Raw genomic sequence first — 22380 nt, 5'->3', positions numbered from 1 at the left:
CAACGGGTGGGGCTCGTCAGTCCTGCACGTGGACCGGCTCGCCGTTCACGAACGTCATGCGCACCCGCGTCATCCAGAGGTCACCGGGTGGCAGTTCGAAGGGATCGCGGTCCAGGACCACCAGGTCGGCGGGGCGCCCAGGTTCGACGATGCCTGCCGGTGAGCGGTTGATCCAGGCCGAGCCCGCCGTGTAGGCGGTCATGGCCGTCGCCAGGTCGAGGCGCTGGCCGGGCAGGAACGGGGTCTGCGCGGTGGGGTAGCCAGCGTGCACAGAGCCACCCGGCTCCGTGCGGTTCACCGCGACGTGCATGCCCTGCAGCGGGTCGGCGTCCGAGACCGGCCAGTCGCTGCCCGCGCAGCACCGGGCGCCGTGCGCGATCAGGTCGGCGAAGGGATACTGCCACGACGCGCGCGGCTCGCCCAGGAACGGCAGCGTCAGCTCGTCCATCTGCGCGTGGTGTGTGGCCCAGAGCGGCTGCAGGTTGGCCGTGACGCCCAGGGCGGCGAAGCGCGGCACGTCGGAGGGCTCGATGATCTGCAGGTGTGCGATGTGGTGGCGGTTGGCGGGGTTCGTGCCCTCGAAGCCGTCGAGAGCCTCGCGTACCGCCCGCTCCCCGATGGCGTGGACGTGCACCTGGAAACCGTGCCTGTCCAGCTCGGCCACATAGCGCTTGAGTTCGACCGGGTCCACGTACGACAGGCCCGTGCCGCCGCACAGGCAGTACGGCTCCAGCGTGGCCGCCGTGAAGTTCTCCGTGATCCCGTCCTGCATGATCTTGACCGAGGTGGCGCGGAACCGGTCGAGTCCCTCGGTGGCGGCTCGCCGCTCGACCAGGCCGGGGATCTGCTCCAGGCCACGTGTCCTGTCCCACCACAGGGCGCCCACCACGCGGGCCCGCAGCAGGCCGGAGCCGGCCGCCGCCACATAGGTGGGCAGCTGGTCGTCCGAGCCCGCGTAGGAGCCCACGATGGCGTCCTGCCAGCCGGTGATGCCCAGCGAGAACAGGTGCTCCTGCGCCCGTGCCAGCGCGTCGAGCAGGTCCTGGGCGGACGGGCGCGGGGTGAGCAGGCCGACGAGATCCATCGCGCCCTCGTGCAGGACCCCGGTGGGCGCGCCCCCGGCGTCGCGCTCGATCCGGCCGTCGGGCGGGTCGGGGGTGGCGGCGGTGATGCCGGCCAGTTCGAGTGCCCGGCCGTTGACCCAGGCGGCGTGGTGGTCGCGCTGGATGAGGTACGCGGGACGGTCGAGGAAGTCGAGCTGGTCGCGGTGGGGGAGCCCGTTCGGGAATGCCGACATATCCCAGCCGCCGCCATCAATCCACGCTTTATCGGGATTTTTCGCAGCATAGGCGGCGATCATCGCGACATAAGCATCAAAGCCGAATACCTCTGACAAATCGCACTTTGCGCGTTCGAGACCCGCCTGCACCGGGTGCATGTGCGCGTCGATGAACCCCGGCGTTAGCAGCCCGCCGTCCAGGTCCACGGTCTCGTGGGGGAGACGCGCCAGATCTCGTTCGAGGCCCACCGCGGCGATCACGCCGTCGCGCACGAGCACCGCCTCCGCCACGACGCCGCCGGGCGTGAAGACGCGGCCTCCTCGGAAGAGGATGTTCATGGGGTCTCCCTCTCTCGCAGGTCGTCCGGCGTCCATCGTGCCGCTCCGCGGCGCGCCACGATGAGGGCCGGTATGGAAGCCGGTGGTCAGGTGCACCGCTAGATACCGTGATAAACAGGCACATATCCCGATGAAACACTTCGTTAGCGGTGGTGTAACAGCCACCAGGCATGCTCGTGGCATGGGATTCTTGCGCATCCGGACCACGGTGGACGAGCGACCCGGACGGCTGGCGTCACTGGCGGCGGCCCTGGCCGACAAGGGCGGCAACATCCTCGGGCTGAGCGTCCAGCCCGACACCGACGGCACCGTCGACGAGTTCGTCGCCGACATCCCCGCCCACCCCGAGACCGTGCGCCAGGCCCTGGAGGCGGCCGGCGGCCGCCGGGTCCAGGTGGTCCCCGCCACGGCCCATGAGCTCACCGACGAGCCCACCAGGGCCCTGCTGCTGGCCTCCCGGCTACGCTCGATGCCGTGGCGGCTGCCCGAGCTGCTGGCCGAGCTGCTGCGCGCGGACGATGCCCGGTGGATCTATGGTGAACCCGTGCATGATCTTCCCGACCCCACCCTGCTCGTCGTTCCCGTGGCCGCCCGGCGCGCGGTCCGGTTGCGCCGCGGCGAGCTGCCCTTCACCTCGACCGAGGCGGCCAGGGCGGCCGCCTTCGCCCGGCTCGCGCAGCCGGCGGCCGGGCAGGAGGGCGCCGAACGCGGGATCAAGCTCGCCGACGGGGTGGAGGTCACGGTCCGCCCGCTCACCTCGATCTACCGCGAGGCCGTACGCGACCTGCACGACAGGTGCTCGCCGGAGTCGCGCAGGTTCCGCTACTTCACCGCGCTGCCGGTGTTGCCCGAGCGCGTGTTCGACCGGATGTGCGACAGGAACCGGGGGCATTCGCTGGTCGCCGGGCACGACGGGCAGGTCGTCGGGCTGGCGAACCTCATGTTCACCTCCGATCCCGGAAGCGCCGAGATGGCCATCCTGGTCGAAGACCGCTGGCAGGGGCGCGGTCTGGGCGCGGTGATGGCCAGGATGCTGGTGCACGCGGCCCGCGACCTCGGATACGCCGAGGTCAGGGCGTCCCTGCTGTCCGACAACGCCAGGATGCGCAGGCTCCTGATCTCTCTGGGCGCCACGCTCGGCTACACCGAGGACCCGGGAGTCGTGGCGGCCCGGCTGCCCGTGGGTGCGATGGCCTCAGCCTAGGCCCTCTTCGTCCTGCGGCTTCCTGGCCGGGGGCTGGATGCCCAGGTGGCGTTCGATGCGCTCCAGGCTCTCCTGGATCTGCGTGAGCCGTTCGTTGAGGGCGGCGCCGCCGGAGTAGAACATCTCGCCGGGGCGTTCCCTGGAGCCGCGGCCCACCCGGTCCAGCAGGCGCTGGCGTACGTCGGCCAGGTCCGCGCCGGCGTCCACGAGCGCCCGGGCGGCCAGCCCCTCGCCCTCCCTGATCAGCCCGAGCAGGATGTGCTCGGTGCCGATGTAGTTGTGGCGCAGCTGCAGTGCCTCGCGCAGCGACAGCTCCAGCACTTTCTTGGCGCGCGGCGTGAACGGGATGTGCCCGCGCGGCGACTTCACGCCGCGGCCCTCCTCGCGCTCGACGAAGGCGCGTACGGGGCCCAGCTCCACACCGCAGCCGTCGAGCACGAGGGCGGCCAGCCCCTCGCCCTCGTGGATGAGGCCGAGCAGGATGTGCTCGGTGCCGATGCGGTCGTGGTCCAGCCTTCGCGCCTCCTCCTGGGCGAGGACGACCACCCTGCGCGCACGGTCGGTGAAGCGCTCGAACACCGGATGTCTCCGTTCGACTCGGGGCTGTTTCCACTATGCGCTAGAAACCCGCGGATGTGGGGTATTTGTCCTGTGTGGATCTTGACGAGGTCGCCGGCCGGCTCTACTCTCTGCCGCCGTCCGAGTTCACCGCCGCCCGCGCCGCCGAGGCCCGCGCGGCCAAGGACGCGGGTGACGTACGGCTGTCGCGCGAGATCGCGAAGCTGCGCAAGCCGACCGTGTCCGCCTGGGCGGTGAACAGGGTCGCCCGCGAGCACCCCGGCGAGCTGGGCGAGCTGCTGGAGGTGGGGGAGCGGTTGCGGGCGGCCTGGGAGGAGCAGGACGCCGCCGCGCTGGCCGAGCTCACCCGGCGCCGCGGCCAGGTGACGCGTACGGTGGGCAGGCTCGTCAGGCAGGCCGGGGACCTGTCGGCCGCGGCGTCCGCCGAGGTGGATCAGACCCTGGACGCCGCCATGGTCGACGCCGACGCGGCCGGGCAGGTGCGGCGCGGCACCCTGGTGAAGCCGCTCAGCTACAGCGGCTTCGCCCCCGCCCCGGTCCCGCGCGAGCGGCCGGCCGGCCGCAGGAAGCCGTCACCCGACGAGGAGGCTGCCCGTGCGAGGAAACGTGAGGAGGCTGAGGCCAGGAAGGCCAAGGAACTCCAGGAGGCCGAGGCCGCGCACCGCGAGTGGCGCGAGGCGCTCGAAGCGGCCACGAAGGAGCACGACGAGCGCGCGGAGAAGGTCGCGTCGCTGGAGCGCAAGCTGGCCAAGGCACGCAGCAGGCTGGCCGACAGCCAGCAGCGGCTCGAGGTGGCGCGGCGCGAGGAACGGCACGCGCGCCGGCGGCTGGAGCGCTGACCACGAAAGCGGCGCGTGCGTCGGCGGTTGGGGCGCTGACCACGGGAGCGGTACGTGCGCCGGCAGGCGTCCCGCGCCGGGCTTGTGGCGTGCGGGGACGGCTGCGTACACCCAGGCATGGCCAAGAGCCGGACGCCCGCCTCGATGCCCCGCCCCGCACTCGACCTGCCGGGCGGCAACGCGGGCATCGGCATGATCCCCGGGTGGGAGGCCAGGGACGGGTTCGTGACGCAGTTCGGCACCGACCAGCGGGCTGCTGCTGCCTGCTCCTGGGCGCGGCCCCCGCCGCCCGCGTGGTGACCGTCGCCAGTGACGCGCACTCCGAGGGCAGGACCGACCTCGATGACCTGGGCACGAAGCGCGGTCACGGCAGGACGAACGCCTACGCCCGCTCCAAGCCGGCCGACATGCTTATCCCTGGAGCCTCCAGCGACGCGCTGAGCCGCCGGGCGAGCCCTCCGGCCTGGCCGTCGCGGAGGCGTGAGCCGCTTGGGCGTCGGGCCGATGTACTCGCCGCCGCGGACGTCCGGCGAGGCGGCGGTGCAGGGCGAGGACACGGGGCCGCGCTCGGGCCGCTTCGTGAGCAGGTTCACGACAGACCTGACCCGTCCTGTGCCGAAGATGCCCGTGGCGGTGGCGACACTGATCAGGCCCGTGTCGGCCCGCTCTGGAAGGTCTTCACGGCGCTGACGGGCGTGCGTTTCGAGGAACTCGCGCCCAGCCGACGTCTGCGGGTGGCTCGGGCCAGGTGGGCGCAGACGGGAAACCCCCGCACGGTGTCGACGGCCGCTCCCTGGAAGCCCGCCGCCCGCAGCAGCGCGGTGCAGCGCGGTGCAGCGCGGCGGCGGCGTGTCGTGGGCCGTGAAAGGGCGCGGCGGGGGGTCGTACGGGATGCCGGTGGCGGCGATGGCGTCGGCGAAGACGCTCGTGGCGGTCATCTCGCCGGACTTCCACCAGGTCAGGGCGATCGTGCCGCCCGGACACAGCACGCGGTGCAGCTCGGCGAGCGCCTTGGGGGTGTCAGGCACGTGATTGATGACGAAATTTCCCACTATGGCGTCGAATTGTTCGTCCTCGAACGGCAGGTCGGGCAGCGCGGCCGCCCGTACCGTCGCGTGCGGGTGGCGGCGGGCGACCAGCTCCAGCATGCCGGGATCGGGGTCGACGGCGGTGACCTCGGCGCCCAGCGCGAGCGCCGCCGCCGTCACCACGCCGGTGCCGCAGCCGACGTCCAGCAGCTGCGGCGCCCGGGTCTCGCGGGCCGGAGCGAGCAGGGGCGAGACGGTGTGCGCGCTGAGGCGGGCGAACCCGCGCTCGTACGCTTCGTCTCAGCCTAACCCTTGCACAGAAACTGACATCTTGGTGTGAAATTTAGCGCCAAAGTCTGTTTTCCCATGTGGCGCCGCTCGTATCGTCCTCGTCATGACCATCGACGCCTTCATCGACGCTCTCCCCAAGGTCGAACTCCACGTGCACCTCGTCGGCTCGGCCTCCGTCGCGACCGTGCTGGAACTCGCACGCCGCCACCCCGGCAGCGAGGTCCCCGTGGCGGAGGAGGAACTGCGTCGCTTCTACACCTTCCGTGACTTCCCCCACTTCGCCCAGGTCTACGGCGCCGTCAACTCGCTCGTGCGTGAGCCGGAGGACGTGGCCACGCTCGTGCTCGGCCTGGCCCGCGACCTCGCCCCCCAGGGTGCCCGCTACGTCGAGCTGCAGGTCACGCCCTACGCTCACCACGTCGTCGGCATGCCCAGGCGCGAGGTGACCGAGGCCCTGGACCTGGCTGCCCGCCGGTCGTTCGCCGAGCACGGGGTGGAGATGGCCTACATCTTCGACATCCCCGGCGAGTACGGCGAGGAGGCCGCCCGGATCACCGTCGAGCACGCCCTCCAGGAACCTCCCGCAGCGCTGGTAGGTTTCGGCATCGGCGGGATCGAGCAGGCCCGGCCGAAGTTCCGCGACGCCTTCCGTTCGGCCTTCTCGGCGGCGCGCGCGGCCGGCCTGCACAGCGTCCCGCACGGCGGCGAGATGAGCGGGCCCGAGACGATCTGGGAGGTCATCGAGGGCTACGGCGCCGAGCGCATCGGCCACGGCATCAACTGCCTGGCCGACGATCGCCTGGTCGCCCACCTGCGCGAGACGCAGATCCCCTTGGACGTCTGTCCCACCTCCAACCTCCGCACCGGCCAGGTCGCCCGCATCGAGGACCACCCGCTGCCGCGGATGCTGGAGGAAGGCCTGTACGTCACGCTCAACAGCGACGACCCGCCCATGTTCGCCACCACGCTGGCGGGGGAGTACCGGCTCGCCGCGAACGTCTTCGGACTCGGCGAGCGGGAACTGGCCCGCCTCGCCCGCAACGGCGTCCGGGCCTCCTACCTGGCCGAGGAGCGCAAGCAGGCCCTGGAGGCGGAGATCGACGCGCTCGTCGCGGCCGGCTGACCGGACGACGCGGCCGCCCGGCCCACGGCGGAGGGCCGCCGGTTACGGCAGGTCACCGGCTTGCAACGGGTCGCCGGTGGCAGGCCCGCGGCTCACGCGCGGTCGCCGGCGGAACGGCAGATCTACGGTGAAGCCATGCGGCCGAGCTCCGGCGGGATCTTGCCGGCCGCCGCGCGGTCCAGGAGGAACAGGGTGCGCCCCCGTCCCCTGGCGCCCGCCGCCGGCACCTGCACGGGCCCCGAGCCGGACAGGGCCAGGCGTACCGCGCCCGACTTCTCCTCCCCGGCGGCCACCACCCACACCTCGCGCGCGGCCTGGATGGCGGGCAGCGTCAGGGAGATGCGCGTGGGCGGCGGTTTCGGCGAGCCGTGCACGGCCACCACCGGGCGCGTGTCGTAGAGCGCGGGCATGCCGGGGAACAGGGAGGCCACGTGGGAGTCGGGGCCCATGCCGAGCAGCATCACGTCGAAGCTCGGCACCGGGCCGTGATCCTCCGGCCTGGCGGCCTTGCGCAGCTCGGCGGCGTAGGACTCGGCCGACTCCTCGGCCGTCATGCCCGAGTCGGGGCCGCGCATGACGTGCACCCGCTCCGGGTCGACGTCGACGTGGTCGAGCAGCGCCTCGCGGGCGCCGGTCTCGTTGCGTTCCTTGTCGCCCGCGGGCACGAACCGCTCGTCGCCCCACCAGACGTCCAGGCGCCGCCAGTCGACCGCGTCGCGGGCGGGCGTCGCGGCGATGGCGGCCAGCGTGGCGATGCCGACCGTGCCGCCGGTCAGCACGATGGACGCCGCCCCCTTGGCCGACTGCACGTCGACCAGCCGGGTGATGATCCGCGCCGCCACCGCCTTGGCCAGGACGTCGGCGTTGCGGTGTACGACAACATTGGGCACGCTCACGAGCACTACTTTCTCACCAGGATCAGCAGGAAGCCCCGGGCGGCCGGGCCGCCCGGGGAGGGAGGGTCATCCCTTGTACGTGCGGGCGAAGTGCTTGACCGCGGCCTCGTAGACCTCGTCGCTGTCGAGCCTGCGCAGCTCCTCGGCCAGCAGCTCGGAGGTGTGGCGCCTGGCCAGCGCCACGTTCCTGTCGGGCTGCCCCGGCCGCGACAGCGTGGCCAGGCGGGCGTCGGTCCGGTGGATGGACAGCTCGCCGTCGCCGAGGCTCAGCCGCACGGACGTCAGGCCGGGGCCCGCCGAGTCGGTGACCTCGATCGGTGCGCCGAGGCGCTCCGACAACCAGGAAGCCAGCAGCGGCGCGCTCGGGTGACCCTTCGCGCCCTCCACGGCTCCCTCTCGCACCTGGCCCACCGGCTGGTCGAACGCGGCGGCCAGCAGGCTGCGCCATGGCGTCAGCCTGGCCCACGACAGGTCGGTGTCGCCGCGGGCGTAGCCCTTGGCCCTAATCACCAGCGACTGGATGCCACCCTCGTCCAGGCCCCTGGCGTCGGTGATGCGCCGCTGCGCCAGTGCCCCGATGGAGTCCTTCGACGGCACCTTGGGCGCCGCGCCCGGCCACCACACCACGACCGGGGTGTCGGGCAGCAGCAGCGGGCTGACCACGGAGTCGGCGTGGTCGGTGAGCTCGCCGTACAGGCGCAGCACCACGACCTCGCCGGGCGTGGACTCGCCGATGCGCAGCTCGGCGTCGAGCCTGATCGGCTCGTCATCCTCACGCTTGATCACGACGATGATGCGGGAAGGGTGCTCGCGGGCCGCCTCGGTGGCGGCGCGCAGGGCGTCGTACTGGTGGCGCTCCTCGCAGACGACCACGAGCGTCAGCACCATGCCGATGGCGGGCGCGCCCATCTGGTGGCGCAGGTGCATGAACTGCGCCGAGATCCTGCCCGCCGTCGTGTCGGACAACATGAAGGTCGTCACGGGCGCTCCTCCGTCGAAGTCGCGGCGACAGCCGTGCCGGCTCTGATCGTTCGTTCGCTCACTAGAGCCTCCTCCAGACGCGGCCGTCGCGGGCCATCATCGCGTCGGCCGACTCCGGCCCCCACGAACCCGACTCGTAGCCTTCCGGCTGGCCCTGCGTGGCCCAGAACTCCTCGATCGGGTCGAGGATCTTCCACGACAACTCGACCTCCCGCTGGTGCGGGAAGAGCGGCGGATCGCCGATCATGACGTCGAGCAGCAGCCGTTCGTACGCCTCGGGAGACGACTCGAGGAACGACTCGCCGTAGGCGAAGTCCATGGAGACGTCGCGCACCTCCATGGCCGTGCCCGGCACCTTGCTGCCGAACCTCACGGTGATGCCCTCGTCCGGCTGGACCCTGATGACGAGCGCGTTGTGGCCGAGGATCTCGGTGTCGTCGGCGCTGAAGGGCAGGTGCGGCGCCCGCTGGAAGACCACGGCGACCTCCGTCACCCGGCGGCCCAGGCGCTTGCCGGTACGCAGGTAGAACGGCACGCCCGCCCACCGCCGGTTGGCGATCTCCAGCTTGATGGCGGCGTACGTCTCCGTGGTGGACGCGGACGAGATGCCGTCCTCCTGGAGGTAGCCGACGACCTTCTCGCCGCCCTGCCAGCCCGCCAGGTATTGTCCGCGCGCGGTGTTGAGCCCGAGATTGGCTGGCAGCCGCACGGCCTTGAGCACCTTCTCCTTCTCACGGCGCAGCGCGGAGGCGTCGAACGAGGTCGGGTCCTCCATCGCGACCAGCGCGAGCAGCTGGAGCAGGTGGTTCTGGATCACGTCGCGGGCGGCGCCGATGCCGTCGTAGTAGCCGGCTCGCCCCCCGATGCCGATGTCCTCGGCCATCGTGATCTGCACGTGGTCGACGAAGCTGCGGTTCCAGATCGGCTCGTAGAGGTTGTTGGCGAACCGCAGCGCCATGATGTTCTGGACGGTCTCCTTGCCCAGGTAGTGGTCGATCCGGAAGATCGAGCTCTCCGGGAAGGCGGAGGTGGTGATCTCGTTCAGCTCGTGCGCCGAGCGCAGGTCGTGACCGAACGGCTTCTCGATGACCACTCGCCGCCACGAGCCCTCGGGCGCGTCCGACAGCCCCGTCCGCTTGAGCTGCTCGACCACCACGGGAAAGAACTTCGGCGGCACCGACAGGTAGAACGCGTAGTTTCCCCCGGTGCCCCGCGTCTCGTCGATCTCGTTCAAGGCCATGGCCAGCGCGTCGAACGCCCCGTCGTCGTTGAACTCGCCGGGCACGAAGTGGATGCCCTCACGGAGCTGCTTCCATACCTCCTCGCGGAAGGGCGTCCTGGCGTGTGCCTTGACGGCGTCGTGTGTCAGCTGGGCGAAGTCCTGGTCCTTCCAGTCGCGCCTGGCGAACCCGACCAGCGAGAAGCCGGGCGGCAACAGCCCCCGGTTCCCCAGGTCGTAGATCGCCGGCAGCAGCTTGCGCTTGGCCAGGTCGCCTGTCACGCCGAACAACACCATCACGCACGGTCCGGCCACCCGGGGCAGCCGCTTGTCACGCGGATCGCGCAGCGGGTTGGCCGCCAGGACTTCCATGGTGGTGGAGGTGCCCGCAGCCGAGGTCGCCACTGTGGCGGCCTCCTCCGCGGGTGCTGCCGGGTCTGTCATCTCAAGCCTCCTGTGCGGCTGCGAGCAGGTGCGCGACTCCCGCCGCGCGGTCGGTCAGATGCAGGCGTACGGCGGGACGCCCGCGAGTCTCCACGGCGCCGAGATCGCCGAGAGCCTGCGCCAGCTGGAGCCGGCCCAGGGTGTACGGCCGCCCGGGGATCACGACGTCCTCGGCCACCGCCCCCGTGATCAGCAGGAACACGCCGTTCTGGGGGCCGCCCTTGTGATATTGGCCGGTCGAGTGCAGGCAGCGCGGGCCCCACCCGAAGGTCACGGGCCGGTCCGTGCGCAGTGCGAGCAGCGCCCGCAGGGTTGCCGCGTCGGCCGTCATCCAGGCGTCGGTCATCTGCTCGAAGTCGGCCCGGTCGGGCACCGGAGCGTCGAACGCGGCCAGCCGGTCGAGGTAGGCCATGATCGACAGGTATCCGCCGGCCGGAACGGTGTGCAGCAGCTCCGCGAACAACCCGGGCAGGTCCTTGGCCGTGACCCCGCCGTACACCTCGACGGGGCCGTCGGTGAACGCGGGAGCGCCGGTCGGCAGGTCGGGCAGGTCCAGCAGCGCGACGGTGTTGTCGCGCGCCCCGGCCTCGTCGGGCCGGTCGGCCGGGTCGACGTCCAGCGCCAGCCCGGCGACGGCGGCGGCGTACTCCCACACCGCGAACTGCGCGCCGAGGGGCCCGTCGACGCGCACGTCGCCGATGTCGGACTCGATGGCGACGATCAGTTCGTCGCCGCTGCGGCTGGGGTCCGCGCCGACGACGGGGAGGATGCCCCTGCCCCGCTTGCCGGTGGACCCCGCGACGAGCTCCTCGATCCAGCCGGGCAGCCCGGCGATGGCCGAGAGCCGGTCATCGAGCAGCAGCTTGTCGCGCCCGCCCAGCGCCGCGCCGCCGAGCGCCGCCCCCAGGTCGAGACCGGGGTTGCCGATATCGAGGGACAGCAGCTGGAGCACCTGGTCGGCGTCGTCGAGCAGCCGCTCCACGCGGGCGCCCGCCAGCGCGCAGGCCACCAGCGTGTACGCTGACAGCGCCGGAGCACGGCCGCCCGCGCCGGGGTCGGACAACACCACCTGGTGGCCGCTCTCACGCGCGCGCCGCTCCAGCGGCGAGCCCGGGCCGGTGACGACCACGATGCGCTCGGCCGGCGCGATGCCCGCGTCGGTGAAGTGCCGCTCGTAGATCCGCAGCAGGCAGCCGGTCTCCAGGGCCGAGCCGCCCGCATCGGCCACGACCACGATCGTGGCGCCTGGCGGTTCGGCGAGCGCGCGGAGCACTTGCCCGGGATCAGTCGTGTCGAGCACCGTGAGCGGCACGTCGTCGGTGTCACAGATCACCTCGGCGGCGGCGGGCGAGCCGCCCGCCCCCGCCAGCACCACGTTCGTCAGTCCCTGCGCGCGTGCTCGCTCGGCGAGCCTGCCCAGCTCGGGCAGCAGCTCGCGCGAGGTGCGGGACAACGCCTGCGGGCGCGCCGCCCGGCCGGGGCCGGCCGGCGCTCCCGCTTCGGCGTCCTCACCCCACAGCGTGGGGTCGCCGGCGGCGAGCCGCGCGGGCACACCGTCGGCGACGAGGCGCCCCGCGAAGGAGGCGGCGGCGGACGCCACCCCCTCCTCGCGGCAGGAGACCTTCATCACGGGACCAGGTTCTTGGTGACGCTCTCGAGCAGCTCGTTCCAGGACGCCTCGAACTTGTCGACGCCCTCGTCCTCCAGGACCTTCACCACGTCGTCGTAGTCGACGCCGGCCTCCTTGAGCGCGGCCATGGTGTTCCAGGCCTGCTCGTAGAAGGGCCGCACGGTGTCGCCCGAGACGTTGGCGTGGTCGGCCGTCGCGTCGAGCGTCTTCTCCGGCATCGTGTTGACGGTGCCGGGGACGACGAGCTGGTCGACGTAGAGGGTGTCGGAGTATTCGGGGTTCTTCACGCCGGTCGAGGCCCACAGCGGCCGCTGCGGGCGGGCGCCCGCGGCGCGCAGCCGCTGCCAGCGCTCGGAGTTCATCACGTCCTCGAACGCCGCGTACGCCAGGCGCGCGTTGGCCACGCCCGCCTTGCCCTTCAGCTCGGGCTTGCCGAGCTTGTCGAGCCGCTTGTCGATCTCGGTGTCGACCCGGCTGACGAAGAACGACGCCACCGAATCGATCTTGCTGAGGTCGAGGCCCTTGGCCTGCGCCGCCTCAAGACCGGCCAGCCAGGCGTCCATGACCGCGCGGTAACGCTCGAGGGAGAAGATCAGCGTGACGTTGACGCTGATGCCCTCCGACAGCGCCTGCGTGATCGCGGGCAGCCCCTCCACCGTCGAGGGGATCTTGATGAACAGGTTGGGCCGGTCGACCAGCCACCACAGCGCCCGCGCCTCGGCCACGGTCTTCTCGCTCTCGCGGGCCAGGCGCGGGTCGACTTCGAGCGACACCCGGCCGTCCACGCCGCCGGTGGTGTCGTAGACGGGGCGCAGCACGTCTGCGGCCCAGCGGATGTCGTAGGCGGTGATGGCGCGTACGGCCTCGCCCACGTCGACGCCGCGTACGGCGAGGTCGTGCAGCTGGGCGTTGTACGCGTCGCCCTTGCTGAGCGCGTTGGCGAAGATCGTCGGGTTGGAGGTCACCCCGACGACGTTCTTCTCGCGGATCAGCTGCTCCAGGTTGCCGGTGCGCAGGCGCTCACGGCTGATGTCGTCGAGCCAGATGGCGACGCCCTGGCCGGACAGCTTGTTCAGGATCTCACTCATCTTCGTTCAGTTTCCCGTCGTCTCGCCCTTTTCCTGACCGAGCTTGGCCAGGCTCGCATGTGCCGCCGCGGCCACGCGCTCCGCCGTCAGCCCGAACTGCTCGTACACGGTCCTGTACGGGGCCGACGCGCCGAAGTGTTCGAGGCCGACGACCTCGCCGCACTCGCCGACGAACTGGTGCCAGCCGAGAGCGACGCCCGCCTCGACCGCGACCCGAGCCCGGATCGACGCAGGCAGGACCGTCTGCTTGTATGCGATGTCCTGCCCGTTGAACCATTCGACACACGGCATCGACACCACGCGCGTCGGGATGCCCTGCGCCTCCAGCAGGTCGCGGGCGTTCACCGCGATCTCCACCTCGCTGCCCGTGGCGATGAGCAGGACCCGGGGCTGGCCGTCGGAGGCCTCGCGCAGGACGTAGCCGCCCTTGGCCACGCCCTCGGCGCTGGTGCCCTCGAAGACGGGCAGGTTCTGCCGGGTCAGGGCCAGGGCCGCGGGCCGGTCGGTGTGCTGGAGCACCGCCTTCCACGCGTACGCGGTCTCGTTGGCGTCGGCCGGGCGGACGATGTCGAGGCCGGGGATCGCGCGGAGCGCCCACAGGTGCTCGATCGGCTGGTGCGTGGGGCCGTCCTCGCCCAGGCCGATGGAGTCGTGCGTCCACACGTAGGTGACCGCCAGCTTCATCAGCGCGGCCAGGCGCACCGCCGGCCGCATGTAGTCGGAGAAGACCAGGAACGTGCCGCCGTAGGGGCGGGTGCCGCCGTGCAGGGCGATGCCGTTGAGAATGGCGCCCATGGCGTGCTCGCGGATGCCGAAGTGCAGGGTGCGGCCGTAGGGGTTTCCCGGGAATTCCTTGGTCTGGTATTCCTCGGGGACGAAGGACGGCTCGCCCTTCATGGTGGTGTTGTTCGACTCGGCCAGGTCGGCCGAGCCGCCCCACAGCTCGGGCAGCACCGGCGCCAGCGCGTTGAGCACCTCGCCGGAGGCCTTGCGGGTGGCCATCGAGGCGCCCACCTCGAACGACGGCAGCGCCCCTGCCCAGCCGTTGGGCAGCTGGCGCTGGGAGATGCGGTCGAGCTCCTCGGCCCGCTCGGCGTTGGCCAGGCGCCACTCGGCGTAGCCCTTCTCCCACTCGGCGTGGGTGGTGCGGCCGCGCTGGGCGACGGCGCGCGCGTGCTTGAGCACCTCGTCGGGCACGTCGAAGCTCTTGGCGGGGTCCATGCCGAGGACTTCCTTGGTGGCGGCAACCTCCGCCTCGCCCAGGGCCGAGCCGTGGATCTTGCCGGTGTTCTGCTTGTTGGGCGCGGGCCAGCCGATGATGGTGCGCAGCCGGATGAACGACGGCCGGCCGGTCTCGGCCTTGGCCGCCTGCAGCGCGTCGTAGAGCGCCTGGACGTCCTCGGCGTAGTCGCCGTTCTCGGTCCAGTCGACGCTCTGGGTGTGCCAGCCGTAGGCGTCGTAGCGGGCGACGACGTCCTCCGACTTGGCGATGAGCGTGTCGTCCTCGATGGAGATCTGGTTGTCGTCCCAGACGACGATGAGGTTGCCCAGCTTCTGGTGGCCGGCGAGCGAGCTGGCCTCGTGGCTGATGCCCTCTTCGATGTCGCCGTCGCTGACGAGGCACCAGATGTGGTGGTCGAACGGCGAGGCGCCCGGCTCGGCGCCGGGGTCGAACAGGCCGCGCTCGCGGCGGGCCGCCATCGCCATGCCGACCGCGTTGCCCAGACCCTGGCCGAGCGGACCCGTCGTGGTCTCGACGCCGGCCGTGTGGCCGTGCTCGGGATGACCGGGCGTGAGGCTGTCCCACTGGCGCAGGCGCCTGAGGTCGTCGAGCGCCAGGCCGTAGCCGGAAAGGAAGAGCTGGATGTAGAGCGTCAGACTGGTGTGGCCGCACGACAGCACGAAGCGGTCGCGCCCGATCCATCCGGGATCGGTCGCATCGTGGCGCATCACGCGCTGGAAAAGCAGGTATGCGGCGGGGGCCAGGCTCATGGCGGTGCCGGGATGACCCGAGCCCGCCTTCTCCACTGCGTCCATCGCCAGGGCTCGAACGACGTCGACCGCCTTCTTGTCGAGGTCGGTCCATTCGAGGGCTGGCACGAGTTCGGTGCTCAAGTGCTCGATCTCCGGAATCTAGTTGTCATTGGTCATGCCGGTTTGGCTATCCCGCCCACAGGGACCCTAACCGAGTGGAGGTGACGATCAATTCCCGTTCCACTCTGGCGTCCCAGGTGGGGCGCAAGCCCCCCATTGGCCGGACCGGCCGACCCTGCGACTACAGTTTGGTTGTTCGCAGAGGCGTCACGGCGCCCACCCATGGATCCGCTCTAATCAGAGGTTACGCGTTGACCCCGCACAGGCTGGAAGCGCCTTGACGGTGCTCACCAACAGGCAGGCGACGGCCCCGTCCCCGGAGGCGGGCGAGCCGCGTTCGATCGGCATGATCGTCAAGGCCTACATCGCGCTCACCAAGCCGCGGGTCATCGAGCTGCTGCTGATCACCACGCTGCCCGTGATGTTCCTCGCTGCGGGCGGGTTGCCGCCGCTGTGGACGTCCATCAGCGTCATGGTGTTCGGCACGCTGTCGGCCGGCAGCGCCAACGCGCTCAACTGCTACATCGACCGTGACATCGACCAGAAGATGCGCCGCACCCGCCGCAGGCCGCTGGCCAGGCACCAGGTGTCGCCGCGCGCGGCGCTCGTCTTCGGCATCGTGCTCGGCGTGCTCTCCACCGTGGGGCTGTGGCTCACCACCAACGCGCTGGCCGCCATGTTGTCCACCGGCGCGATCCTGTTCTATGTGCTGGTCTACTCGATGATCCTCAAGCGGCGCACCGCCCAGAACATCGTGTGGGGCGGCATCGCGGGCTGCATGCCGGTGATGATCGGCTGGGCGGGCATCACCGACCGGCTCGCCTGGGCGCCGCTGGTGTTGTTCGGGGTGGTGTTCTTCTGGACACCGCCGCACACCTGGACGCTGGCCATGCGCTACAAGGAGGACTACGCGGCGGCCAAGGTGCCGATGCTCCCGGTGGTGGCCACCGAGCGGCGGGTCGTCCTGGAGTCCATCGCCTACACGTGGGCGACCGTGTTGTGCTCGCTGGCGCTGTGGCCGGTGGCCGGCACCACGCTGTTCTACCCCGTCGTGGCGGCCGTGCTCGGCGCCGTGTGCCTGTGGGAGGTGCACCGCCTGCTGACCCGGCTCAACGCCGGCAAGAGCGGTGTCGCCCTGCGCCCGATGCGGTTCTTCCACTGGTCCAACGCCTACCTGGCGCTGCTCTTCCTCGCGGTCGCGATCGACCCGCTGCTCGCCTGATCCTCCGCCCGGCCGTTGCGCCGGGTCCTGCTCGGCCCTTATAGTGCACATATGAATAGCTCTTCAGGTGTTATCGCAGGTCTGGACGGCTGCGCGGTGCAGGAGCCGGACGCCGCCAGGGTCGCGGCCACCCGCGACCGGCTCGTGACGCCGGAAGAGGCCACCCGGCTGGCCGAGTTGTTCCGCCTGCTCGGAGACCCGACCCGGGCCCGGTTGCTCTACGCCCTGCTGGAGGCGGGGGAGTTGTGCGTGTGCGACCTGTCCGACGCCGTCGAGGTGACCGACACGGCCGTCTCCCACGCGCTGCGCCTGCTGCGTACGGCGGGGATCGTGGCCAGCCGCAGGGCCGGGCGGATGATCTACTATCGGCTGGCCGACGCCCATGTCCGCATGCTGCTCGACCTGAGCCGGGAGCATCTGAAGGAGACCGGATGAGCGGAGATCATCACGGCCAGGGGCCCGGCAATGGACACGGTCATGGACACGGCCACGCGCTGAGCACGAACGCCGACAGGCGTTACCTGGCCGGGGCGCTCGCCCTCATCGTCGGCTTCATGGTCGTCGAGGTGATCGCCGGTGTGATCGCCAACTCGATCGCGCTGATCTCCGACGCCGCCCACATGCTGACCGACGCGAGCGCCATCGCGCTGGCCCTGCTCGCCATGCGCATCGCCGCCAGGCCGGCCAGGGGCGCCTACACGTTCGGCTGGAAGCGAGCCGAGATCCTCTCCGCGCAGGTCAACGGCGTGACGCTGCTTCTCCTTGTGGCCTATTTCGTCTACGAGGGCGTGCGCAGGCTCATGGAGCCGCCCGAGGTGTCGGGGCCCGTCGTCGTGTTCACCGCGCTGGCGGGCATCGGCGTCAACGCGCTGGCCGTCTGGCTGCTGTCCAGGGCCGACCGGCGCAGCCTCAACGTCGAGGGCGCCTTCCAGCACGTGCTCAACGACATGTACGCCTTCATCGCCACGGCGGTGGCGGGTGTCGTGGTCTGGCTGACCGGCTTCCGCCAGGCCGACACGATCGCCGCCCTGGTGGTGGCGGCGCTCATGCTCAAGGCCGGCTGGGGGCTGCTGCGCGACTCCGGCCGGGTGCTGCTGCAGGCGGCGCCGAGCGGGCTCGACCCCGACGAGATCGGCGGCGTGCTGGCGGCTGACCCCGATGTCGAGGAGGTGCACGACCTGCATGTCTGGGCGGTGACGAGCGGCTATCCCACGCTGTCGGCCCACGTGATCGTGGCGGAGGGCTCCGACTGCCACCACGTACGCACGCGCCTCGCCCAACTGCTGCACGAGCGCTTCGAGATCGGCCACACCACGCTCCAGGTCGACCACGGCATGCCCGGCCTGGACCCGCACTGCTCCGACCCGCACGGACCCCGGCACTCTGATCCGTTAAAGTCACCCTATGCCGACCCGTGATCCACGCTGGGTGTTCAAGGACCGCCCATCATTCGCGCTGATCATCGGGCTGGTGCTCACCGGCGTCTGCGCTCTCGTCTCGTTCTCGTTCGACGTGGTGTTCAACGGCGCGCCGGTGGAGTTCTTCATCGCCCTCATGCTGGCGCTGGCCCCGGTGCCGCTGCTGCTGGCCGCGGTGCTGGCGCTCGACCGGATGGAGCCGGAGCCGCGCAGCAACCTGATCTTCGCGTTCGCGTGGGGAGCGGGCATAGCGGTGCTGGTCGCCGGCGTGATCAACTCGCTCAACCTGCACTACATCATCGACACCGCCCGGTTGTCGGAGGCCAGTGCCCGCAACATAGCGGCCACGTTCGGCGCGCCCGTGGTGGAGGAGACGATGAAGGGCCTGGTGCTGCTGGGCCTGCTCAGGTTCCGCAGGGCCGAGCTCGACGGGCCGACCGACGGCGTCATCTACGCGAGCATGGTCGGTCTCGGTTTCGCCATGAGCGAGAACGTCAGCTACTACATCGCCGCGCTGTCCGGCTCGGGCGTCAAAGGGCTGGCGGTCACGGTGGTGTTGCGCGGCATCCTGTCGCCGCTCGCGCACCCGTTGTTCAGCTCCATGATCGGCGTCGCGGTCGCCTACGCGGCCCAGCGTGGCGGCGGCGATCGGATCTTCCCCGTCCTGGCCGGCTGGTCGGCCGCGATGATCCTGCACGGCCTGTGGAACGGCCTGGCCTCCTACGGCGGCTTCCCCGGGCTCGTGGTGGCCTACCTGACGCTGCTGGTCGTGCTGGTCGTGCTCATCGGCGTGGTGTTCAGGGACCGGCGGCGCATCGTCGCCCTCATCCAGCGCTATCTTCCGCCCTACGAGCCGACCAAGCTGGTCACCCAGGCCGACATCTACATGTTGTCGACGTTCACCAGGCGGCGGCAGGCCAGGCAGTGGGCCAAGGCCCACGGCGGCAAGCGCGGGCTGCTCGCGATGCGCGACTACCAGCTGGCCGCCACCGAGCTGGGCCTGCTGCACGAGCGGGCGGCCCGCCACGTGGTCGACGAGCAGACCTTCCACGAGGAGCAGCGGGCACTGCTGGAGTGCATGAGCACCGCCAGGGCGGACTTCCCTGCGCGCTCGATGCACGCCGGCTCGGTCGCCAGGGGCGCACCGCCGCCGGGCTACGCCCCCGGCGCTCCCGGCTGACGCGGAACGCGCCTCGTGCGTACGGCGCAGCGGTCTTCCGAGCGGGGCGTACCTTTCCCCGCACAGCGCCCATTTCCGCGCCCATTTCCGGGGCCCATTCCGGGCCGGGGGAGTGGCGGACCTAACGCTTCAAACCCGGTATATCCCCTCAGACGGCGGCGTGCGCCGCGGTGGGGGAGGGACCGGCGGAGGCGGCCTCAGGGGCACGGGTGCGCAGCGAGGTGACCACCCGCAGCGCGGCGATCCAGACCAGCGTCGAACCGAGGACGTGCAGCAGGACCAGCATGGCGGGCACGGCCAGGAAATACTGGGTGTAGCCGATCACGCCCTGGGCCAGCTCCACCGCGAAGAGCGCCAGCGCCGCCCGGCGCGCGGGGCGCGGGGCGTTGTTCACGTGCAGCGCGAACGCCAGAGCGAACGTCAGCCCCACCACGACGTAGGCGATGTCGGCGTGGATGCGCGCCACGGCCTCGATGTCGAGGTCGAAGCGGGAGGCCATGACGTCGCCCGAGTGCGGCCCTGTGCCGCTCACCACCACGCCGGCCACCAGCAGCACGAACACCGCCGCGAGCAGCACGTGGCCGAGCCGCCTGATGTCGCGGTGCGTCACCCGGCGCGCGGGGGCATCGCCCTCGCCCGCGCGGGCGTACAGCACCCAGCAGGCGGCGATCAGGCCGCTGGAGATCAGGAAGTGCGTGCCCACCGTGAACGGGTTGAGCATCGTGTTGACCACCAGCCCTCCCCACAGCGCCTGGGCCACGATGCCGACCGGCTGGAGCCAGGCCAGCAGCACCAGCGAGCGCCTGCGCGGCGTCATCCGCAGCGCGGAGAGCACGCACGCGACCCCCACGGCCAGCACCAGGAAGGTGAGCAGCCGGTTGCCGAACTCGACGGCCATGTTGAGCGGTGAGACCTCGGGATGCGCGACCGGGATGAAGCTGTCGGGCGTGCACCTCGGCCAGGTCGGGCAGCCCAGCCCGGAGCCGGTGACCCGCACTCCCGCGCCCGTCACCGTGATGCCCGCGTTGACCACCACGGATGCCATGGCCCAGCCGCGCATCGACCTCTCGGTGGGCGCCCAGAAGGAGAACAGACGGCGCACGAAGGGATGGGGGTGGTCCGTGGGTAGCTTCACGTATCGATGGTAAGGGCCGGGGGGCCGGCCCTTGGTACGGGGCTTCTCAAAACCATTGAGTATGTGACATATTACTGCTGGGAGGTGTGGGGTTTGTCCGACGTGATCGTCGTCGGCGCCGGCGTGGTGGGAGCGGCCTGTGCCTACTACGCCGCGCGGGCGGGGCTCGACGTGACCGTGATCGACCGTGGGCCCGTGGCGGGCGGCACCACCGGCTCGGGCGAGGGCAACGTCCTGGTGTCCGACAAGGAACCCGGGCCCGAACTGGAGCTGGCCGTCCTGTCGAACCGGCTGTGGCGCTCGCTGGCTGAGCGGCACGGCGGAAACGGCGGGTTCGAGTTCGAGGCCAAGGGCGGGCTCGTCGTCGCCGAGACCCCCGAGGTCCAGGAGCGGCTCGCCGACCTCGCCGCAGAGCAGGCCGCAACGCATGACGTCGAGCACACCCTGGTGCCCGCCGGGTCGCTGCGCGACTACGAGCCGCACCTCGCCGGCGACCTCGCCGGCGGCGTCCACTACCCGCAGGACGCCCAGGTGCAGCCGATGCTGGCCGCCGCCGCCCTGCTCAGGCACGGCACGCGCAGCTTCGGCCGCGGCACGTTGCGCCTGCGGCTGGGCGCCGCGGTGACCGGGTTCACGCGTTCGGGCGGCCGGGTGACGGGCGTCCGCACCTCGCGGGGCGACATCCGCGGCGGTGCGGTGATCAACGCGGCGGGCACCTGGGGCGGAGAGGTGGCCGCGCTGGCGGGCGTCGACCTGCCGATCCTGCCCAGGCGCGGGTTCATTCTCGTCACCGAACCCCTGCGCGAGCCGCTGATCAGGCACAAGGTCTACACCGCCGCCTACGTCACGAACGTCGCCAGCGACTCGGCGGGGCTGGAGACGTCCGCCGTCGTCGAGGGCACCCCCGCGGGGACCGTGCTCATCGGGGCCAGCAGGGAACGGGTCGGCTTCGACCGGACGACGTCGGTGCCGGTGCTCGCACGGCTGGCCGGGCAGGCGGTCGCGCTCTTCCCCGCGCTGCGCGAGGTGCGGGCCATCAGGTCCTACTGCGGGTTCCGGCCGTACTGCCCCGACCACCTGCCCGTCATCGGCGCCGACCCGCGCGTGCCCGGGCTGTACCACGCGTGCGGGCACGAAGGCGCGGGCATCGGGCTCGCCCCCGCGACCGGGCACCTGCTCGCCCAGCTCATCGCCGGCCGGCAGCCCGACCTCGACCTGAGCCCCTTCCGGCCCGGACGTTTCTCCGAGGAGGACCAGTGACGTTCCACATCACGGTCGACGGCCGGTCCGTGCCGGTCGTCCCCGGGCAGACGATCGGCGCGGCCCTGCACGCGGCCGGCGTGCGGTCGTGGCGCAGCACCCGCTTCGGCGGGCGGCCCAGGGGGCTGTTCTGCGGGATCGGCGTCTGCTTCGACTGCCTGATCTCCGTCAACGGGCAGGCGCCCGAGCGGGCCTGCCTCCTGGAGGCCGCGCCGGGGGACGAGGTGACGACGTCATGACGTACGACCTCGTGGTGATCGGCGGCGGGCCCGCGGGGGTCGCGGGCGCGCTCACGGCATCGCGGGCGGGCCTGCGGGTGGCGCTCGTGGACTCCGGCGCGCGGCTCGGCGGCCAGTACTTCCGCCACTCCGCCGTCCCGGGCACCGAGCCCGGGCTCGGCCGGTTCCTGCGTCAGGGGCGGGCCCTGGGCGAGCGTGCCGACGTGCTGCTGCGACACCAGGCGTGGAGCGCCGCCCGCGAACCGGACGGGACCCTGGTCGTGCACTGCGTGACGCGCTCGCCCGCCGCGCCGGGCGGCGGGGCGGGTGAGCGGCCGGTCGCCGTGCGGGCGCGGCGGCTGCTCCTCGCCACCGGCGCGCACGACCGGCCGCTGCCCTTCCCCGGATGGGACCTGCCCGGCGTGCTCACCGCGGGCGGCGCGCAGGCGCTGCTCAAGGGCAGCGGCGTCGTGGCGGGCCGGCGGATCGTCGTCTCCGGCACCGGGCCGTTCCTGCTCCCCGTGGCCTGCGGGCTGGCCGGGGCGGGGGCGCGCGTGCTCGGCGTGTTCGAGGCCGGCGGCGGGCTCGGGCTGGCCAGGCATCCGCTCCTGGCCCTGGGCAAGGCGGGCGAAGCGGCACGGTACGCGGTGGGCCTGGCCCGGCACCGGGTGCCGTACCGCACCCGCCAGGCGGTGGTCGCGGCGCACGGCGAGCGCGAGGTGGAGGCCGTCACCGTCGCCCGCCTCGACAAGGGGTGGAACATCCTCGCCACCCGCGTCGTCGAGTGCGACACCGTGGCCTCCGGGTACGGTTTCGTGCCGCAGATCGAGCTGGGCACGCACCTCGGCTGCGGGACCCGGCACGACGTGGACGGCAGCCCGGTGCTCACCGTGGACGCCGCCCAGCGCACCAC

At 71.7% G+C, this 22380-nt stretch carries 21 protein-coding genes and 1 pseudogene; 12 read left to right on the top strand and 10 right to left on the bottom strand.

What is annotated here, in order from left to right; genetic code table 11:
- Positions 1 to 16 precede the first annotated feature (16 nt).
- Positions 17 to 1618 carry an amidohydrolase gene (locus E1294_RS32325; protein ID WP_132514758.1) on the bottom strand — a complete coding sequence of 534 codons (1602 nt, stop codon included), beginning with the start codon at positions 1616 to 1618 and terminating at the stop codon, positions 17 to 19.
- Positions 1619 to 1799: 181 nt separating this feature from the next.
- Between E1294_RS32325 and E1294_RS32320 the strand changes: the two genes are divergently transcribed.
- A complete protein-coding gene (locus E1294_RS32320) occupies positions 1800 to 2822 on the top strand; it encodes a GNAT family N-acetyltransferase (RefSeq protein ID WP_132514757.1) in 1023 nt (340 codons plus the stop codon).
- Here E1294_RS32320 and E1294_RS32315 read toward each other — a convergent pair.
- Complete coding sequence (locus E1294_RS32315) at positions 2814 to 3401, bottom strand: Clp protease N-terminal domain-containing protein (RefSeq protein ID WP_132514756.1); 588 nt, start codon at positions 3399 to 3401, stop codon at positions 2814 to 2816. The two genes, E1294_RS32320 and E1294_RS32315, sit on opposite strands and share 9 nt — an antisense overlap.
- A gap of 74 nt (positions 3402 to 3475) precedes the next feature.
- Between E1294_RS32315 and E1294_RS56265 the strand changes: the two genes are divergently transcribed.
- The 3 genes from E1294_RS56265 to E1294_RS56255 all read left to right on the top strand — a co-directional run bounded on the left by E1294_RS56265 (position 3476) and on the right by E1294_RS56255 (position 5272).
- Positions 3476 to 4240 (top strand): hypothetical protein, encoded by a 765-nt coding sequence (locus tag E1294_RS56265; RefSeq protein ID WP_246083436.1) that lies wholly within the window; start codon positions 3476 to 3478, stop codon positions 4238 to 4240.
- A gap of 117 nt (positions 4241 to 4357) precedes the next feature.
- Positions 4358 to 4540 carry a hypothetical protein gene (locus E1294_RS56260; RefSeq protein ID WP_246083435.1) on the top strand — a complete coding sequence of 61 codons (183 nt, stop codon included), beginning with the start codon at positions 4358 to 4360 and terminating at the stop codon, positions 4538 to 4540.
- 531 nt (positions 4541 to 5071) lie between these two features.
- Positions 5072 to 5272, top strand: a complete 201-nt coding sequence (locus tag E1294_RS56255; protein WP_246083434.1) for a hypothetical protein — start codon at positions 5072 to 5074, stop codon at positions 5270 to 5272.
- Here E1294_RS56255 and E1294_RS58310 read toward each other — a convergent pair.
- Positions 5251 to 5448 (bottom strand): annotated as a pseudogene (locus tag E1294_RS58310) (class I SAM-dependent methyltransferase); the annotation flags it as partial. The gene E1294_RS56255 and the pseudogene E1294_RS58310 sit on opposite strands and share 22 nt — an antisense overlap.
- Before the next feature lie 214 nt (positions 5449 to 5662).
- Here E1294_RS58310 and add point away from each other — a divergent pair.
- Positions 5663 to 6682 (top strand): adenosine deaminase, encoded by a 1020-nt coding sequence (gene add / locus E1294_RS32305; RefSeq protein WP_132514755.1) that lies wholly within the window; start codon positions 5663 to 5665, stop codon positions 6680 to 6682.
- A 122-nt stretch (positions 6683 to 6804) separates the two neighbouring features.
- On the opposite strand, the gene pgl is transcribed toward add, so the two are convergent.
- From pgl to tkt, 6 genes are all read right to left on the bottom strand, one after another.
- Positions 6805 to 7578 carry a 6-phosphogluconolactonase gene (pgl, locus tag E1294_RS32300; RefSeq protein WP_132514754.1) on the bottom strand — a complete coding sequence of 258 codons (774 nt, stop codon included), beginning with the start codon at positions 7576 to 7578 and terminating at the stop codon, positions 6805 to 6807.
- 66 nt (positions 7579 to 7644) lie between these two features.
- Positions 7645 to 8559: a glucose-6-phosphate dehydrogenase assembly protein OpcA gene (locus tag E1294_RS32295; protein WP_132514753.1), complete on the bottom strand. Its 915-nt coding sequence runs from the start codon at positions 8557 to 8559 to the stop codon at positions 7645 to 7647.
- 61 nt (positions 8560 to 8620) lie between these two features.
- Positions 8621 to 10150: a glucose-6-phosphate dehydrogenase gene (gene zwf, locus E1294_RS32290; protein ID WP_132514767.1), complete on the bottom strand. Its 1530-nt coding sequence runs from the start codon at positions 10148 to 10150 to the stop codon at positions 8621 to 8623.
- Between the two features lie 73 nt (positions 10151 to 10223).
- Entirely contained in the window at positions 10224 to 11849 is a 1626-nt protein-coding gene (locus tag E1294_RS32285) for a glucose-6-phosphate isomerase (protein ID WP_132514766.1), read from the bottom strand.
- Positions 11849 to 12940, bottom strand: a complete 1092-nt coding sequence (tal, locus tag E1294_RS32280) for a transaldolase (RefSeq protein ID WP_132514752.1) — start codon at positions 12938 to 12940, stop codon at positions 11849 to 11851. Before tal ends, E1294_RS32285 begins: the two co-directional genes overlap by 1 nt.
- A gap of 6 nt (positions 12941 to 12946) precedes the next feature.
- Complete coding sequence (tkt, locus tag E1294_RS32275) at positions 12947 to 15055, bottom strand: transketolase (RefSeq protein ID WP_132514751.1); 2109 nt, start codon at positions 15053 to 15055, stop codon at positions 12947 to 12949.
- Positions 15056 to 15311: 256 nt separating this feature from the next.
- Here tkt and E1294_RS32270 point away from each other — a divergent pair, with 256 nt between their 5' ends.
- Genes E1294_RS32270 through E1294_RS32255 form a run of 4 tightly spaced genes read left to right on the top strand, consistent with a single transcriptional unit; the run spans position 15312 to position 18854 of the window.
- Positions 15312 to 16256, top strand: a complete 945-nt coding sequence (locus E1294_RS32270) for a heme o synthase (RefSeq protein ID WP_132514750.1) — start codon at positions 15312 to 15314, stop codon at positions 16254 to 16256.
- A gap of 51 nt (positions 16257 to 16307) precedes the next feature.
- Positions 16308 to 16691, top strand: a complete 384-nt coding sequence (locus E1294_RS32265; RefSeq protein ID WP_132514749.1) for an ArsR/SmtB family transcription factor — start codon at positions 16308 to 16310, stop codon at positions 16689 to 16691.
- Entirely contained in the window at positions 16688 to 17674 is a 987-nt protein-coding gene (locus E1294_RS32260) for a cation diffusion facilitator family transporter (protein WP_132514748.1), read from the top strand. Before E1294_RS32265 ends, E1294_RS32260 begins: the two co-directional genes overlap by 4 nt.
- Positions 17661 to 18854 carry a PrsW family intramembrane metalloprotease gene (locus tag E1294_RS32255; protein ID WP_132514747.1) on the top strand — a complete coding sequence of 398 codons (1194 nt, stop codon included), beginning with the start codon at positions 17661 to 17663 and terminating at the stop codon, positions 18852 to 18854. Before E1294_RS32260 ends, E1294_RS32255 begins: the two co-directional genes overlap by 14 nt.
- A 148-nt stretch (positions 18855 to 19002) precedes the next feature.
- On the opposite strand, the gene E1294_RS32250 is transcribed toward E1294_RS32255, so the two are convergent.
- Positions 19003 to 19989, bottom strand: a complete 987-nt coding sequence (locus E1294_RS32250) for a COX15/CtaA family protein (RefSeq protein WP_132514746.1) — start codon at positions 19987 to 19989, stop codon at positions 19003 to 19005.
- 63 nt (positions 19990 to 20052) lie between these two features.
- On the opposite strand from E1294_RS32250, the gene E1294_RS32245 reads away from it, so the two are divergent.
- The 3 genes from E1294_RS32245 to E1294_RS32235 form a co-directional block, all read left to right on the top strand.
- Positions 20053 to 21249: an NAD(P)/FAD-dependent oxidoreductase gene (locus tag E1294_RS32245; protein WP_246083432.1), complete on the top strand. Its 1197-nt coding sequence runs from the start codon at positions 20053 to 20055 to the stop codon at positions 21247 to 21249.
- Entirely contained in the window at positions 21246 to 21488 is a 243-nt protein-coding gene (locus E1294_RS32240; protein WP_132514744.1) for a (2Fe-2S)-binding protein, read from the top strand. The genes E1294_RS32245 and E1294_RS32240 overlap by 4 nt, the downstream gene beginning before the upstream one ends.
- Positions 21485 to 22380 (top strand): NAD(P)/FAD-dependent oxidoreductase (locus E1294_RS32235; RefSeq protein WP_132514743.1); only part of this gene is annotated, 896 nt, incomplete at its 3' end. The genes E1294_RS32240 and E1294_RS32235, both read left to right, overlap by 4 nt.

It is taken from the genome of Nonomuraea diastatica, from assembly GCF_004349015.1.
GTDB lineage: Bacteria > Actinomycetota > Actinomycetes > Streptosporangiales > Streptosporangiaceae > Nonomuraea > Nonomuraea diastatica.
This window is presented reverse-complemented; position numbering and strand designations above follow the sequence as displayed.